General features: G+C 52.9%; 11 protein-coding genes and 2 tRNA genes. 12 read left to right on the top strand and 1 reads right to left on the bottom strand.

Features of this window, described 5'->3' with window-relative positions; genetic code table 11:
- The first annotated feature begins 127 nt into the window (after positions 1-127).
- From grdC to MCJ35_RS12310, 9 genes are all read left to right on the top strand, one after another.
- The gene (gene grdC / locus MCJ35_RS12350; protein WP_025486953.1) at positions 128-2,764 is read left to right on the top strand and encodes a glycine/sarcosine/betaine reductase complex component C subunit beta; all 2,637 of its coding nucleotides are present in this window, start codon (positions 128-130) and stop codon (positions 2,762-2,764) included.
- Positions 2,765-2,859: 95 nt separating this feature from the next.
- Positions 2,860-2,953, top strand: a tRNA-Sec gene (locus MCJ35_RS12345).
- Between the two features lie 75 nt (positions 2,954-3,028).
- Positions 3,029-3,122 (top strand) — tRNA-Sec (locus MCJ35_RS12340).
- Positions 3,123-3,199: 77 nt separating this feature from the next.
- Complete coding sequence (gene selA / locus MCJ35_RS12335; RefSeq protein WP_025486954.1) at positions 3,200-4,711, top strand: L-seryl-tRNA(Sec) selenium transferase; 1,512 nt, start codon at positions 3,200-3,202, stop codon at positions 4,709-4,711.
- Positions 4,711-6,621, top strand: coding sequence for a selenocysteine-specific translation elongation factor (selB, locus tag MCJ35_RS12330; RefSeq protein WP_025486955.1), 1,911 nt, complete (start codon positions 4,711-4,713; stop codon positions 6,619-6,621). The genes selA and selB overlap by 1 nt, the downstream gene beginning before the upstream one ends.
- Before the next feature lie 36 nt (positions 6,622-6,657).
- A complete protein-coding gene (locus MCJ35_RS12325) occupies positions 6,658-7,800 on the top strand; it encodes an aminotransferase class V-fold PLP-dependent enzyme (RefSeq protein ID WP_025486956.1) in 1,143 nt (380 codons plus the stop codon).
- A gap of 34 nt (positions 7,801-7,834) precedes the next feature.
- A complete protein-coding gene (yedE, locus tag MCJ35_RS12320; RefSeq protein WP_025486957.1) occupies positions 7,835-8,926 on the top strand; it encodes a YedE family putative selenium transporter in 1,092 nt (363 codons plus the stop codon).
- A gap of 16 nt (positions 8,927-8,942) precedes the next feature.
- Entirely contained in the window at positions 8,943-9,152 is a 210-nt protein-coding gene (locus MCJ35_RS12315; RefSeq protein WP_025486958.1) for a sulfurtransferase TusA family protein, read from the top strand.
- A gap of 40 nt (positions 9,153-9,192) precedes the next feature.
- Positions 9,193-9,429, top strand: coding sequence for a putative Se/S carrier protein (locus tag MCJ35_RS12310; protein ID WP_008716910.1), 237 nt, complete (start codon positions 9,193-9,195; stop codon positions 9,427-9,429).
- A 521-nt stretch (positions 9,430-9,950) separates the two neighbouring features.
- Here MCJ35_RS12310 and MCJ35_RS12305 read toward each other — a convergent pair.
- Positions 9,951-10,484 (bottom strand): hypothetical protein, encoded by a 534-nt coding sequence (locus tag MCJ35_RS12305; protein WP_025486959.1) that lies wholly within the window; start codon positions 10,482-10,484, stop codon positions 9,951-9,953.
- Positions 10,485-10,673: 189 nt separating this feature from the next.
- On the opposite strand from MCJ35_RS12305, the gene MCJ35_RS12300 reads away from it, so the two are divergent.
- Genes MCJ35_RS12300 through MCJ35_RS12290 form a run of 3 tightly spaced genes read left to right on the top strand, consistent with a single transcriptional unit; the run spans position 10,674 to position 15,240 of the window.
- Positions 10,674-11,375, top strand: coding sequence for an ABC transporter ATP-binding protein (locus tag MCJ35_RS12300; RefSeq protein ID WP_025486960.1), 702 nt, complete (start codon positions 10,674-10,676; stop codon positions 11,373-11,375).
- Positions 11,376-11,404: 29 nt separating this feature from the next.
- Positions 11,405-13,867, top strand: a complete 2,463-nt coding sequence (locus MCJ35_RS12295) for a COG1361 S-layer family protein (RefSeq protein ID WP_240299502.1) — start codon at positions 11,405-11,407, stop codon at positions 13,865-13,867.
- Positions 13,864-15,240 carry an ABC transporter permease gene (locus MCJ35_RS12290; protein WP_025486961.1) on the top strand — a complete coding sequence of 459 codons (1,377 nt, stop codon included), beginning with the start codon at positions 13,864-13,866 and terminating at the stop codon, positions 15,238-15,240. The genes MCJ35_RS12295 and MCJ35_RS12290 overlap by 4 nt, the downstream gene beginning before the upstream one ends.
- Positions 15,241-15,311: the final 71 nt, after the last annotated feature.

Genomic DNA, 15,311 nt, shown 5'->3' with positions numbered 1-15,311 from the left:
CTTAGCTGCCCGGGCCTGTTCCCATCCGGACGGGGCTGTCCCGAAGGCGCCTGTATGATACAGGAATCCAGAAAGGGACAGACCGGACCGTACACACGGTGTTCATGAAAATTGGGGGACATACAGAATGAAAGGTTATCCGGTTATTAAGGGGACCAGCTATACATTGGCTGCCACCCCGGATATGGTTATATATAACGGCACCACACAGACAACAGAGCGGGTTGTGAACCCGGACTCCGGGTATCTGGTGGAACTGCCGGGACACCTGAGGGAATATGAGGATGTGCTTTCCTATATCCCGAACCAGGTTTACATAGGGAATGCGACCCATGAGGAACTGGGAGAAACACCGTTCCCATATTATGATAAAAAGTGGAAGGAGCCAAAGGAAAATGGTCCGTTTGGCTGCATCCTCCCTGAAGATGAATTTTACGGGGTCATGCACATCTGTGATGTGTTCGAACTGGTCATGCTGGAGGAAGGCTTTGCGCGTACCGTGAAGGATAAGCTGGAAAAACGCGGGATGTTCACACAGGAGCAGCTGGAAGGGCTTCTTAAGAATAACGGGTCCAGGGAAGAACTGGAACGGCTTGTAAGGGAAGAGCATTCCGAGGGGCTTTATATCCGCAGGGAAGAACTGGCAGGCGTTGTAAAGCGCGCCCATGATGTGGATGTGAACCTGTCCGCCCATGTGATGCTTGAAAATCTGGTGTCCAAGGCATCCAACGTCATTTCCCTGATTGAACTTAAACTTAAGAATGAGTTCAATCCCGATGATGTGGAATACGTGATTGACTGCTGCGAGGAAGCCTGCGGGGACATGAACCAGAGGGGCGGAGGCAACTTTGCCAAGGCATCGGCTGAGATAGCGGGATATAAAAACGCCACCGGCTCCGATGTGCGCGGTTTCTGCGCAGGACCTGCCCATGCCATGATACATGCGGCGGCCCTGGTCAAATCAGGGACATTTAAAAATGTCATTGTCACGGCCGGAGGCTGTACCGCCAAGCTGGGAATGAACGGAAAGGACCATGTGAAGAAAGGGCTTCCAATCCTGGAGGATTGCATTGCAGGATTCTCCGTACTGGTATCTGAGGACGATGGGATCCATCCCCAGATACGAACGGATATAGTGGGCTGCCATAAGATTGGAACCGGTTCAGCGCCTCAGATGGTCATCAGCTCCCTGGTGGCGGAACCCCTTGAGAAGGCGGGGCTTAAATTCACGGATATCGATAAGTATGCGCCGGAGCTTCAGAATCCGGACATCACCAAACCAGCGGGAGCAGGGGATGTGCCGGAAGCCAATTATAAGATGATTGCAGCTCTGGCCGTCATGAAAAAGCAGATTGAACGGGCCGATATCCCGTCCTTTGTAAAAAAACACGGAATGACCGGCTGGGCGCCCACCCAGGGCCATATTCCATCCGGAGTCCCGTATCTTGGGCCTCTTGTAAAGGAATGCATGGAGGGCAGGACAAAACGCGCCATGATTGTGGGCAAGGGTTCCCTGTTCCTGGGCCGCATGACCAACTTGTTTGACGGGGTTTCCTTTGTGGTGGAAGCCAACGAGGGGGATGGGGCAGCGGAAGGCGTGAAGGATGGAAGGGTAAATGCCGGGGACGTGGAAACCGGGGAAGGAAAGGCTGGGAACGAAAAGGCTGGAAACGTAAAGGCCGGAAACGAAAAGGCGGAACGTACACATTCCTCGTTGGCAAGGGCTGTGTCCTGCTGCGGCACGAAGGTGGTATTCGCACTGGAGGGCAGCGAGCACGGACAGGAAGACACGGATCTGGCCCTTAACCTGGCTGCCAGGAAGGGGATTGGGGTAACGGTCTTAGACGGCCCGGATGCCCACAAGGCCATGGAACTTGCCCTGGCCTCAGGAGATGCCCAGGCAGCCGTGACCATGCACTATCCATTCCCCATCGGTGTGTCAACCGTGGGCAAGGTAATCACCCCCGCAAAGGGAAAGCCCATGTATATTGCCAATACCACGGGAACCTCGGACACGGACAGGGTATCTGCCCTGGTCAGGAATGCCATTGCAGGAATCATTGCAGCCAAGGCTGACGGCATCCAAAATCCGACCGTGGGGATTGCCAACATAGACGGGGCCAGGGCATGTGAGAAGATTTTAAAGGCCCTGAAGGAAAATGGATATGACATCCGGCTGGCACAATCCGCAAGGGCGGACAAGGGCGTGGAGATGAGGGGCAACGACCTGCTGATGGGTACTGCGGATGTGGTTGTGATGGACTCCCTTACCGGCAACCTGATGATGAAGATGTTTTCCTCCTACACCACCGGCGGCCAGTATGAGGCAACCGGATATGGATACGGGCCAGGCATCGGCGAAGGCTATGACAAGCTGGTCATGATTGTATCCAGGGCCTCCGGCGCGCCTGTGATTGCAGGGGCAATGGAATATGCGGCCAGCCTGATTGCAGGCGATTGGAAGGCGGTTGCCGCCGCGGAATATGCGGCTGCCAGAAAGGCCGGATTGGACGCCCTGTTAGCCAGGAACGCCCCGGCAAGGCAGGAGGAGGCAGAGGCAGCGGCCTGCCCGCCCAAGGAAGTGGTGACAGCGGCCATCCCGGGCATCGAGGTCATGGACCTGGATGACGCGGTGATGACCTTATGGAAGGAAGGCATCTATGCGGAAAGCGGCATGGGATGCACAGGACCAATTGTCCAGATTTCCGAGGCCAACCTGGAAAAAGCAACAGGTATATTGAAGGAAGCAGGATATATAGATTGATTTTAGTTATGGGATGCGCGGGGGAGAGGATATCATCCCCCCCGCCTGCCATATCCCCCATGGGCTGCAGCTTATGGATGGATTTAAGTTTTTAGGGAGAAAGTTGGGTAGCTGGTGCGCCCCGCGGTCTTCAAAACCGTTGTGTGGAGTTAGGAGCTTCACGGGTGGGTTCGATTCCCACCATCTCCGTTCGGGTGTGCCCTGCTCTAAGGTGTGGCACATCCAGGTCAAAGCATACAATTGAATAGTATCGCTTTATAATTGGGAGGAAGTTGGGTAGCTGGTGCGCCCCGCGGTCTTCAAAACCGTTGTGTGGAGTTAAGAGCTTCACGGGTGGGTTCGATTCCCACCACCTCCGTTTTGCTAATTATGCAGCAGGTACCGCGGACGGGCTGGACACAGTCCGCGTTCCGGTACAACTAAGGAGGTAGACCGATGGGGGACAGACATGTGCTTCTGCGCGGGCTTCCTAAAGTGGACGAGGTGCTGCAGGATAAGCGCCTCGTTTTATTTTATGAAACCATGCCAAGGCCATTGATAGTGGAGACAGTAAGGGACGCGGTGGGGGATTTGAGGACAGCCATTCTGGAGGGGACGGCTGACAGGGTCCTGACCCAGGATGAAATCATGGACAGGATAACCGCCATACTGACGGAAAAGAAGAAAAAGCCATTGAGAAGGGTCCTCAATGCAACAGGGGTAGTGCTCCATACCAATCTGGGACGGGCCAGGCTCAGCAGGGAGGCATCCCAGGCAGTGATGGATGTGATGGATGCGTACTGCACCCTGGAATACGACCTGAAGTCAGGGACAAGGGGAAGCCGCCACCTGATTGTGGAGGACATTGTAAAGAAGGTGACAGGGGCCGAGGCAGCCATGGCTGTGAACAATAACGCGGCAGCCACCATGCTGGTCCTGGCAGCCCTGGCCAGGGGGAAGGAAGTGGTTGTCTCAAGAGGCGAACTGGTGGAAGTGGGCGGCTCCTTCCGGATTCCCGATGTGATGGGCGAGTCCGGCGCCATCCTCAGGGAAGTGGGGGCCACCAATAAGACCAGGATATCCGATTACCGGAACGCCTATGAAGAAGGGGTGACCGGATGCTTCATGAAGGTCCATACATCCAATTACCGGATTGTGGGGTTCACGGAGGATGTGGGGCTTAAGCAGATGTCGGCTCTGGGAAAGGAACTGGGCCTTCCTGTGATTTATGATATGGGCAGCGGGCTGATGACGGATCTGAGATGGTATGGTCTGGATGAGCCAACAGTGACAGATGCCCTGAAGGACGGGGCGGATGTGGTCCTGTTCTCCGGTGACAAGCTGTTAGGAGGCCCGCAGGCAGGTATCATCATCGGGAAAAAGGAATACATAGACAGAATGAAGAAGCACCCGCTTGCAAGGGCATTCCGGGTGGATAAGATGACCCTGGCAGCCCTGGAGGCAACTTTTGCACAGTACATTGACCGGGAGGCGTCGGTAAAGGAAATACCGGTGCTTAAGATGATATGCGCACGGCCCCACGAGCTGAAGGAAAGGGCCGGACGGCTGGCAGACATGCTAAAAGCCGCATGCCCGGATTTCCATTATGAGATAGAATCCTGTACGGACCAGGTGGGCGGGGGAAGCGCGCCTACCTGTGAACTGGAGGGATATGGGATAGGCGTATGGAAGGAGGAACTGCCCGCCCAGAAGCTGGAGCGGAAGCTGAGAAAGGCCCCGGTCCCCCTGATTGTACGGGTCAACCATGACAGGGTGCTGGTGGATGTGAGGACCCTTGCAGATGAGGAATTTCCTCTGGCAGTGGAGGCGTTTCTGTCCGTGGCAGAGGGGGCGCCGGCGGATGGGACAGGGACGTTGAGCCACGAGGCAGGGACATTGAGCCATGAGGCAGGGACATTGCCCCATGGGGCGGAGATATTTCCTCACATGAAAGGCGGTGAAATATAATGCAGAATATCATTGTGGGGACGGCTGGCCATGTGGACCATGGAAAGACCTGCCTGATTAAGGCGCTTTCCGGTTTTGACACAGACAGGCTGAAGGAGGAAAAAAAGAGGGGAATCACCATTGACCTGGGATTTGCCAACCTGCCCAATGATGCCGGACTACATATTGGGATCATCGATGTGCCGGGCCATGAGAAGTTCGTTAAGAACATGCTTGCAGGCATCGGGGGAATCGACCTGGTACTGATGGTCATTGCACTGGACGAGGGTGTCATGCCCCAGACCACGGAGCATTTTGAGATATTGAAAATGCTTCACATCAAACAGGGAATCCTGGTGCTGACAAAAAGCGATATGGTGGATGAGGAATGGGCTGAAATGGTGGAGGCCGACGTGGAGGATATGGTCCGGGGAAGTTTCCTGGAACATGCCCCGGTCCTCCGGGTGTCATCCTATACAGGGGAGAACATCGGACTTCTCCATGACACAATCATCCGGATGGTCTCAGACCTGGGAAGCCGGAGTTCGGAGCCGGAGCTGTTCCGCCTTCCCGTGGACCGGGTGTTCACAACGGAAGGATTTGGAACCGTGATTACGGGAACCCTGCAGGAGGGAATGGTGCAGACAGGACAGGAGGTCATGCTGTATCCCCGGGAACGCCCCATTAAAATCAGGGGAATCCAGTCCCACGGCCAGCGGGAAGACGCCGCATATGCGGGACAGCGCACGGCCCTGAACCTCCTGAATGTGAAAAAAGAGGAACTGCAAAGAGGGGATGTGCTTGCATTTCCAGGTTCTCTCGTTACATCCACCCTGGTGGATGTGAAACTGTCCATTTTCCAGACCAGTGACAGGGAACTTAAGACCGGGGACAGGATTCATCTCAACTATGGGGCGGCACAGACCATTGCAAAGGCAGTCCTGATGGATAAGGACCGTATCGGCCATGGGGAAAGCGCCTATGCACAGATCAGGTTTGATGAACCTGTGGTGCTTAAGAGGAATGACAGGTTCATCATCCGCTTCCTTTCACCGGTGGAGACATTCGGAGGCGGCATCGTGCTGGATGCATCCCCTTATAAACACAGGAGGGGGGATGAGGAGGCCATCGAAGCCCTGCATAAAAAGGAAACAGGTACGGACCAGGAGGTCATGGAGCTTATGATTAAGGAAGAAAGCAGGCGTTTCCCGTCCGTGGGACGGATTGCGGCGGATATGGATATGCCGAAATCCCGGGCCAGCCATATGATCAGCACTTTAAAAGACAGTAAGCACATCCTCATACTATCCGATGAATCCGTCATCCATATGGATTACTGGAAGACAATCGCAGACTATGCGGACAGGCTGCTGTCCGGTTATCACAGGGAGAACCCCATCAACGAAGGCATGGATAAGGAGGAATTCAAGTCCAGGCTCAGCGAGGAATTCCGGCTGAACGACATGAGGAAAGGCGCCGTGCTGCTGGCAGAGCTGGTCAAACGCATGGTGGTCAGGACCCAGGGAACCTATGTGTCCGGCAAGGATTTTTCCACCCAGTATTCCAGGGAGCTAAAAGGCATGCTGGAGCAGATAGGGACCATATACGCCCAGGCCGGGATTGAAGCGCCCCTTACCGTGGATGTGTTGAACCAGTTCAAGGATAAGAACCGGGCAAAGCAGATCATTGCAGACATGCATAAGAACGGGAAGCTGGTGAAGCTGAACCCGGCGTCCTATATGGACAGCGCCGCCTATGGACAGGTACTTGCAAGGCTGAAGGATTATCTGACAGAGAATGGGGAGATATCCCTGGGCGAGTTTAGGGATATGTGCGGCACATCCCGTAAATACGCGGTGCAGATGCTGGAATTCATGGATAAGAAAAAGATAACGAAGATGGTGGGGGAGAAACGGGTCCTGATATCATAACCTTACCGGATGCCCACAGCGAAAGGAGACAGGGAAATGATTTATCTGGATAATGGGGCAACCACTTACCATAAGCCTGAGGCGGTCATCCAGGCAGTGGCCGATGCCATGCGCCATATGGGGAATTCAGGCAGGGGAAGCCATCAGGCATCCCTGGGTGCTGCCAGGACCATATATGATACAAGGGTTCTTGTGTCGGAACTGTTCGGTCTTGGCAATCCCCTGCAGGTGGCATTCACCGCCAACTCAACCGCCAGCCTGAACATGGCTGTCCGGGGCATCTTTTCACCGGGCGACCATGTGATTACCACCATGCTGGAACACAATTCCGTGCTCCGGCCCCTGTACATGATGAGGGAAAATGGCGTGGAACTGACCATTGTCAGGGCCGACAGCCTGGGAAACATACGGTATGAGGACATGGAGGCAGCCATCCGGCCAAACACAAAGGGAATCATATGCACCCATGCATCCAACCTTACGGGGAACCTGGTGGATATTGCCAGGGTGGGGGAAATCTGCCGGAGGGCATCCCTGGTGTTCATACTGGACGCATCCCAGACAGCAGGGGTATTTGACATAGACATGGAGAAGATGGGTATTGACGTGCTCTGCTTTACCGGACACAAAAGCCTGATGGGCCCACAGGGGACTGGGGGGATATGTGTACGGGAAGGCATTTCCATACGTCCTCTGATGGCAGGGGGAAGCGGGACCCACAGCTATTCGGAGATACATCCCACAGACATGCCGGAGGCACTGGAAGCAGGCACGGTTAACGGGCATGGAATTGCAGGGCTTCATGCTGCCCTGGAGTTTATAAAGGAAACCGGGATGGAGGCAATCCGCGGCAGGGAACAGATGCTGATGGGACGTTTCTACCAAGGGGTTTCGGGTATCCCAGGAGTCACCGTATACGGGGATTTTTCCCACATGGACCTTCACGCGCCGGTGGTGGCATTGAATATCCGGGACTATGATTCGGGTGAGGTATCGGATGGACTTGCAATGGATTATGGGATTTATACCAGGGCAGGGGCCCACTGTGCGCCCCTGATGCACCAGGCGCTGGGAACCGTGGGGCAGGGAGCGGTCCGTTTCTCCATGTCCTATTATAACACGGAGGAAGAGATGGACCAGGCCGTGCTGGCGGTAAGGGAAATTGCTGGATCAATGTAAGATATCAATCATAAAAACAGGGGGGATACACACTATGGGTAATATTGATTCCAAAAGAAAACTGATGATGTATGGCGGAGTGCTGGGAGTGGTTGGGGCGCTGCTGGCACTGATGGGAAATCCCAGAAATATGGCAATCTGTATTGCCTGCTTCATACGGGATACGGCGGGGGCCATGAAGTTCCATCAGGCAGCGGTTGTACAATATGTGAGGCCGGAAATCGTGGGCATTGTGCTGGGGGCATTCATCCTATCCATGGCAACAAGGGAATACCGCTCCACGGCCGGTTCTTCACCCATGATACGGTTCCTGCTGGGGGTCATCATGATGATAGGTTCCCTGGCATTCCTGGGATGCCCCCTGAGGATGGTCATCCGGATGGCGGCCGGCGACCTGAATGCATATGTGGCCCTCATCGGTTTCGGGCTTGGGACTGTCACAGGCACCGTGGCTTTAAAGCGGGGATTCAGCCTTGGGCGCGCCTATGAGACTAGGGCTTACAGCGGTTACATCCTTCCCTCCTTCCTGGTGGTGGTTTTGATTGCCAGTGTTGCCACAGGAGTCATGGCGGTCAGTGAGAAGGGACCGGGCAGTATGCACGCTCCGGTACTGATTTCCCTTGCAGGCGGTCTGGCTTTCGGTATGGTGTCACAGCGCTGCAGGACCTGCTTTGCAGGCGGTTTCAGGGATTTATTCCTGATGAGGAATTATGACCTGCTTACCATCATTGGCGGTTTTTTTGTGGTCATGCTTATCTATAACATGGCGTCAGGAGGCTTCAGGCTGTCCTTTGACGGCCAGCCGGTGGCGCACTCCCAGCATCTGTGGAACATACTTGGAATGTATGCAGTGGGGTATGCAGCGGTATTGGCAGGGGGATGCCCCTTAAGGCAGCTGATTCTGGCAGGGCAGGGTTCCTCAGACTCCGCAGTGACATTCCTGGGGCTTTTTGTGGGGGCTGCCTGCTGCCATAACTTTGGATTTGCAGCCGCGGCAGCGGCAGCGGCCACAGAGACATCCCCGGCAGTGGCCGGAGGGCTTCAGGGCGCGGGAAAAGCAGCGGTCATCGTATGTATCGCGGTCCTGTTTGTAATCGGGTTTGTACCAAGAAAAGAACAGATATAAGAAAGGGGACAATATTATGGCGTATGAAGTAGATGCAAGAGGCTTATCCTGCCCGGAACCTGTCCTTCTGACAGCCAATGCGCTGAAAACCCATGGCAGCGGACCAATCCAGGTCCTGGTAAGCGAAAACCATACAAAAGAGAACGTGAGGAAATATGGAATCAGCCAGGGTAAAAAGGTGACGGTGGAACCGGACGGACGGGGATACAGGCTGATCATTGAGTAGTACCGGCGCCGCCCGGCACCGGGAAGACGGGGTGGAGGATATGAGGAAAAAAGAACTGAGACTGGTCATAACATTCCATACAACGGCAGAGGCCATCGCCATGGAGACAGTCTGCCGCAAAGAGGATATCCCGGGACGCCTGATACCGGTGCCAAGGCAGATATCCGCTGGCTGCGGCCTGTCCTGGAGCATGCCCCCGTCATGGCGGGAAAACATGATGGGAATCATGGGCAGGCAGGGATTGGGGTATCAGACCATGGGGGAGTACCTGATATAGGGAAATGCTGTAAGAAAATGTTTTATTTGACAGAAGCCGCCGGAGGGCGGCTTTTATGCTGTGCTGGAAACATGGTCCGTAATATGGGCTGGGATTGCATGTATGCTTCATCCTGCCGGATTAATTTATGAAAATACTTATTTTACTCCCAATCCATTCAAGCATATGCCCCTTTTTAAAGTCACTTTTTTCTGAAAACCAGGTTCATATTTTTGCTGATTTTCCATATTGATTCCTGTAGTCTTCAGGTTCAAATAGATGAAAACATGATAGTTCTCCCGTGGTGCAACTGATTGTCCCTCCGTTTCCTCCGGTGTGGTCCAATCTGTATGTTCACAAATGTATGTTCTAAAATGTACGCACCCAAATGTACGTACCCAAATGTACGCATCCAAATGCATATTCCAATAGGGGACACTTTTCTGAAATGGGATTTTATCCACAATCAGTATCCCTTCCGAAACAGGGCTTCCTTCTTACATCATGCCCATTCCAATGCGTAAAAGGATTTGGGGTATTTTCTATCTGTGCTGTGAAAACCAGCGTTCCAGTTCATCTGTCTCATCCAATATTCCGTTTTGTCCATTATACAGGGACAAATCCCTGCTAAGCGGAAATCCATCCATGAAATCCGATACAATCTTATGGTTCCGGCTTATGACAAGGGTACAGGAACTGTCCCAGGAAACAATTTCCACCTCGGCCAGGGGATGCTGGATGGAGACAGGATTGGTCCAGAATCCAGGATACATGTCAGCGTAAGGCAGGCCATATTCCAGCACCTGAGCCAGGGATATATGTCTGGGAAAACCGGAGAGGACAGCCCAGATCCACTGGAAATCCTCCGTCTCAACCATGCAGGTCAGTTCTTCGCCTGAAAGCCATCCATATCGGTCATACTGAAATATCCGCTGGTAAAAGGCTTCGGTACGGGTACAACACTGACAGTCCGTGATGAGCCAGTTATAGTCCTTCTGGACATGGTGAACCGACTGGAACAGTTTTTTCAGATAGGTATGACCTGCTTCACCTTTTTCAAGAATCGCGCCCTTCATTCCCTCACCTCTTTCTTTTTACAGGCAGTTATCCTTTAACATGGAATGATTATAGCAAAAGACCATCCCAAAATACAGGTTATTGTGAAATTAAGTATTGTGAAATTAAGATTTCTTAAGATTTATATGATGCAATTTCCATGGGATTATTTTTTATCATAGACCCATGAAAAGAGGAGTGACAAGATGATGGAACATGGAAAACCAATCATATATGTTAAGAACGTGCGCAAGGTTTACCGGATGGGGGACGAGGAAGTGGTAGCCCTCAAAAGGATTAATCTGAAAATCTACAAAGGAGAGGTATGCTGTATTTTCGGCACGTCGGGTTCTGGAAAGAGCACGCTTTTGAACCAGCTGGCCGGGATGGAGAAACCCACGCAAGGGCAGGTGTTCATCCGCGGGAAAAGTATCTCCCGTATGGATGAGGAGGAACTGGCCGCCTTCCGTCAGGAGCATATGAGCTTTATCTTTCAGTCCTATAATCTGCTGCCGTCCATGACAGCGGTTGAAAATGTGGCCATGCCCCTTATGTTTAAGGGAGTGGACCGGAAGCGGCGGGAGGCCATGGCAGAAGATCTGTTAAGACGTGTAGGACTTTCACACAGACTTCACCATTATCCCTCCCAGATGTCCGGAGGACAGCAGCAGAGGGCGGGGATTGCCAGGGCATTTGTATCCAGGCCTGAGGTGGTGTTTGCAGATGAACCTACCGGTAATCTGGACACAAAGACAACAGCGGAGATCATGGACATGGTCATGGGATTTGCCAGAAGATTCAACCAGACCATCATACTGGTGACCCATGACCCGGGTATGTCCAAGTATGCAGACCGGATTGTAACGCTGGTGGATGGCGTCATAACGGGAGATGAAAGGAAGGGACAGTGACGATGGAGATGAAAGGAATAATGAAAAGAATGATAAAAAGAGCAGCGGCCGTGGCGATTGCAGCTATTTTGATAATAGGAATGTGTGGCAGCGTCATGGCGGAGGAGATGGGCAGCCTGGCAATACGGGAAGCTATTGCCGCAGAAGGGACAGATGGAAGGGATGGGGGCGGAGGGGCAGGAGCAGGAGGAACGGAAGCCGGAGGGGCAGGAGCCGGAGGAATGGAAGCCGGAGGGGCAGGAACATTTCAGCCAGGCAGGGAGACGGGCGGTTCAGGTTCTGATTCCGGCGGTGCGGGCCAGGGCGGAGAAAACCAGGGCGGCAGCGGGGGAAACAACGGCAATACGGAAGGCTCCAATAAGCCGGACGATGGAGAAGCTGGAAGCGGCAGCCTTTGGGTGGGCGGATATGATATTTTTGCACTGGGCGGTTCAAAGGACACCCTGGATGTGCTGCGCAAAGGGCGTCAGGCAAAAGTGGTGGTCAATTTAAGAAGCAATGGAATCAAGACAAGCGAGGTGGGAAAACGGGGGGTAACCGTGACCAAGATGAGCGACAGCTTCCGGAATGGGGAAAATCCAAAGGTAAAGATTACATCGGATAAGGAGGATGACCTGGAGCTTACAGTTACATTTTCAAAGCTTACATACACGGGGAAGGGAGATGTCTTGAGGCTGAAGGTGGGATTTAAAAGTTCGGGAATTCCCCCGGAACAGCTGGAGGTGAACATTTCGGAATGCGAGGAGTCTGCTCCCAGGGAAAACGGGGATACAGGAAACACCACAGGACAGCCAATCATAAGGGTCAGGCGAATCTCACCGCAGAACCCTGTAGGCCCAGGAGACCGCTTCACCCTGGAAGTGGAACTTGAGAACACCAGCAAAGATGCGGATATCGAGGATATGGTGGTAAACGTATCACCGGGAACCTCCCTGTTCATTGGCGATGATACCAACGCCAGAATCGTCAGCCGCCTGGACACGGGAAGGACTGAAAACGTCAAATTCAACCTGATTGCGGGACAGGATATATCCGGCCCCAGCCAGCTCATTGATTTAGAATTAAAGTACAACTACTATTCAGGAGGACAACTGACGCCGGTCACCTCTGCCCAGAAGGTTCTTCTGCCTGTAAAAGGAGGCACGGCCACAGGCCAGCCCATACTGCGGATAGACAGAGGCCCCATGGGTCCGGTTAATTCCGGCCAGCCGTTCCAGATCCTATTAAAGATGGAAAATACCGACACAGCCAAAGGTATCCGGAATCTTACAGCTACCTTTGAACCAAATGACCAGATATCCCTTTTGGAGGCAACGGATACACGGCAGATAGGGGATATAGGCCCGGGGCAGTCCGTGGATGTGCCCGTGAACCTTAAGGCAGGCTCCGAGCTGTCATCCGCTGCATCCCAGCTTTTGGGAGTTACATTGAAGTTTGACTATGATACAGATAAGGGAACGGTCCAGGGCACATACTCCGAGAGGATTGTGGTGCCTACCAATGGCAGGACAACCGCACCGGGAGCCCCCACACCTAATATCATACTGACTAATTATACATATGGAGATAAAGTCTCAGCAGGGCAGGTGTTTCATCTGAACATGGAATTCATGAATACCAGCCAGGGTTCGACCATTGAAAATGTGGTCATTTCACTGGAAACAGGGGAAGGGCTATCCATTAATTCATCCTCCAACACGTTTTATGTTCCAAAGATGGGGCCGGGGGAGAGAAAAAATCAGCAGGTGGATGTCCAGGCATTGTTCCAGACAAAAGATTCCAAAATACAGTCCCCTAAGATAACCATATCGTGTAAATATGAGTATATTGATAAGACGGAGAGAAAGCAGTCCACTGCTACTGAAACCATTGCAGTACCGGTTTACCAGCCTGACCGGTTCCAGGTAAGTCCGCCTTCTTTTGTGGAAGAAATCCGCCAGAATGAGGAGACCACCATCTCCCTTCCTTATGTGAACAAGGGCAGGGGACAGGTGTACAATGTGGAGGCCAGTCTGGAAGGCGACATCCAGGTTATTGACAGAAGCCTGAACCTGGGGAATTTTGATGCAGGAAAGAGCGGGACCATTGATTTCATCGCAACCCCGAAAAAAGCAGGAACCTTTGAGGGCAAGGTAAAGGTGACATATGAGGATGAGTCCATGGAGGTAAGGACAATGGAGATTCCTGTGACATTCGAGGTAAAGGAAGGTGCTGCCGAGGAAACGGCTGGCCCTGATATGATGGATGGGGAAATGGACGGAGGAAGAAAACCAGACTGGAAATTGCCGGCGGTTATTCTTACCGCGGTGCTGCTTGCAGGGATTCTGTGGATAAAGAGGAAAAAATCCAGGGGATTGAATGTCCGGAACAGGAGCCAGGGACAGACTGAATGGGATATGCTGGAAGACAGCCAGAACCGGAATGACTGGGATGAACCGGAGGACGCCCGGTCTGGAAACCGGCTTACAGAAAACGAGGAAGACAGATCATGAAAACAAAGGACTTACTCACCATATGTATCCAGAACCTGACCCGCCACAAGAGCAGGACCTTTCTCACCGTATTGGGAGTCATCATAGGCTGCTGCTCCGTGGTCATCATGATATCCATTGGAATCGGAATGAAGGAGGCGCAGAAGAGCATGCTGGCCCAGATGGGGGACCTTACCATCATCAACGTATATCCGGCGGGTAAAGGGAGCCGTTCGGCAAAGCTGGATAACAAGGCAATCCGGCGTTTAAAGGAAATGGAGTCGGTGGAAGCAGCCACCCCAAAACTAACAGCGGAAAATATACCCCTGACCCTGTATGCGGGTAGGAACCGGCGTTACAGATCCACTTACGCCACCATTGTGGGCATTGACGTGAAGGCGGCTGAATCAATGGGATATAAGCTGACAGAAGGGGCGTGGGACAAGGCGGGAAGGGACGGTGTCTTTGTGGGGGAGAATTTTGCCTATATGTTTGAGGACACCAAGAGGCCTCCTGGCAGGAATACGGTTGATATGTACAGCGGATATGATAACCTGGATGAAAGGGGAATGCCCGTGAAGCCCCAGCCATATTTTGACCCTTTGAAAACATCCTATACACTGGATATCAGCAGCGATAAGGAGGATGATAAGAAAATCACGCGCCAGCTGGAAGCCGCGGGTAGGATGAAGGAGGATTTCGGAAAAGGGGAGGAGACATCCATGGGACTTATCATGGACCTGGAAATGCTTAAGACCTTACTGGACCAGCAGGCTAAGCTGAGCGGTAAGAAGCCGGAGTGGAAAAAAGGGTATTCAGGCGCTTTGGTAAAGGTTAAGGATATGAATCAGGTGGCAGAGGTGGAGATGGAAATAAAACGCATGGGATTTAGGACCAGCTCCATGGAGACCATCCGCAAGCCCATGGAACAGGAGGCCAGGCAGAAGCAGATGATGCTGGGCGGCCTGGGAGCTATTTCCCTGTTCGTGGCAGCCCTGGGAATCACCAACACCATGATCATGTCCATATCTGAGCGGACCAGGGAAATCGGTGTCATGAAGTCTCTGGGGTGTTTTGTCAGGGACATAAGGAAGATATTCCTGCTGGAAGCAGGCTTTATCGGGTTTTTAGGAGGAGTGACAGGGACTGTATTCAGTTATGCCATATCTTTCATCATGAATATGACATCGGGAGGCATGTCATCCTCAGCCATGGACATGGGAATTGTCATGGACGCGGGTATGGCGGGCGCCCCTTCCAGGCTGTCCGTGATACCTTGGTGGCTGTCCCTGTTTGCAATCCTGTTTTCCATTGCGGTCGGCGTGGGGGCAGGTTATTACCCGGCCGGCAAAGCAGTAAGGATTTCAGCGCTGGAGGCAATCAAACATGACTGACAGGGGGAACGGCTGGACAGAAGGAATGGAAACAGCTGTATATATCTGACTGTTTTGGTGGAAGAGACAGG

It is taken from the genome of Enterocloster sp. OA13, assembly GCF_022440595.1.
Taxonomy (GTDB): Bacteria; Bacillota; Clostridia; order Lachnospirales; family Lachnospiraceae; genus Enterocloster; species Enterocloster hominis.
The sequence above is the reverse complement of the archived record's forward strand: the minus strand, read 5'-3'. Positions and strand labels throughout refer to the sequence as shown.

What these genes read in the sequence shown, in the direction of transcription:
- grdC (WP_025486953.1), top strand. Translation starts at nt 128, where the DNA reads ATGAAAGGTTATCCGGTTATTAAGGGGACCAGCTATACATTGGCTGCC.
- selA (WP_025486954.1), top strand. Translation starts at nt 3,200, where the DNA reads ATGGGGGACAGACATGTGCTTCTGCGCGGGCTTCCTAAAGTGGACGAG.
- selB (WP_025486955.1), top strand. Translation starts at nt 4,711, where the DNA reads ATGCAGAATATCATTGTGGGGACGGCTGGCCATGTGGACCATGGAAAG.
- MCJ35_RS12325 (WP_025486956.1), top strand. Translation starts at nt 6,658, where the DNA reads ATGATTTATCTGGATAATGGGGCAACCACTTACCATAAGCCTGAGGCG.
- yedE (WP_025486957.1), top strand. Translation starts at nt 7,835, where the DNA reads ATGGGTAATATTGATTCCAAAAGAAAACTGATGATGTATGGCGGAGTG.
- MCJ35_RS12315 (WP_025486958.1), top strand. Translation starts at nt 8,943, where the DNA reads ATGGCGTATGAAGTAGATGCAAGAGGCTTATCCTGCCCGGAACCTGTC.
- MCJ35_RS12310 (WP_008716910.1), top strand. Translation starts at nt 9,193, where the DNA reads ATGAGGAAAAAAGAACTGAGACTGGTCATAACATTCCATACAACGGCA.
- MCJ35_RS12305 (WP_025486959.1), bottom strand. Translation starts at nt 10,484, where the DNA reads ATGAAGGGCGCGATTCTTGAAAAAGGTGAAGCAGGTCATACCTATCTG.
- MCJ35_RS12300 (WP_025486960.1), top strand. Translation starts at nt 10,674, where the DNA reads ATGGAACATGGAAAACCAATCATATATGTTAAGAACGTGCGCAAGGTT.
- MCJ35_RS12295 (WP_240299502.1), top strand. Translation starts at nt 11,405, where the DNA reads ATGATAAAAAGAGCAGCGGCCGTGGCGATTGCAGCTATTTTGATAATA.
- MCJ35_RS12290 (WP_025486961.1), top strand. Translation starts at nt 13,864, where the DNA reads ATGAAAACAAAGGACTTACTCACCATATGTATCCAGAACCTGACCCGC.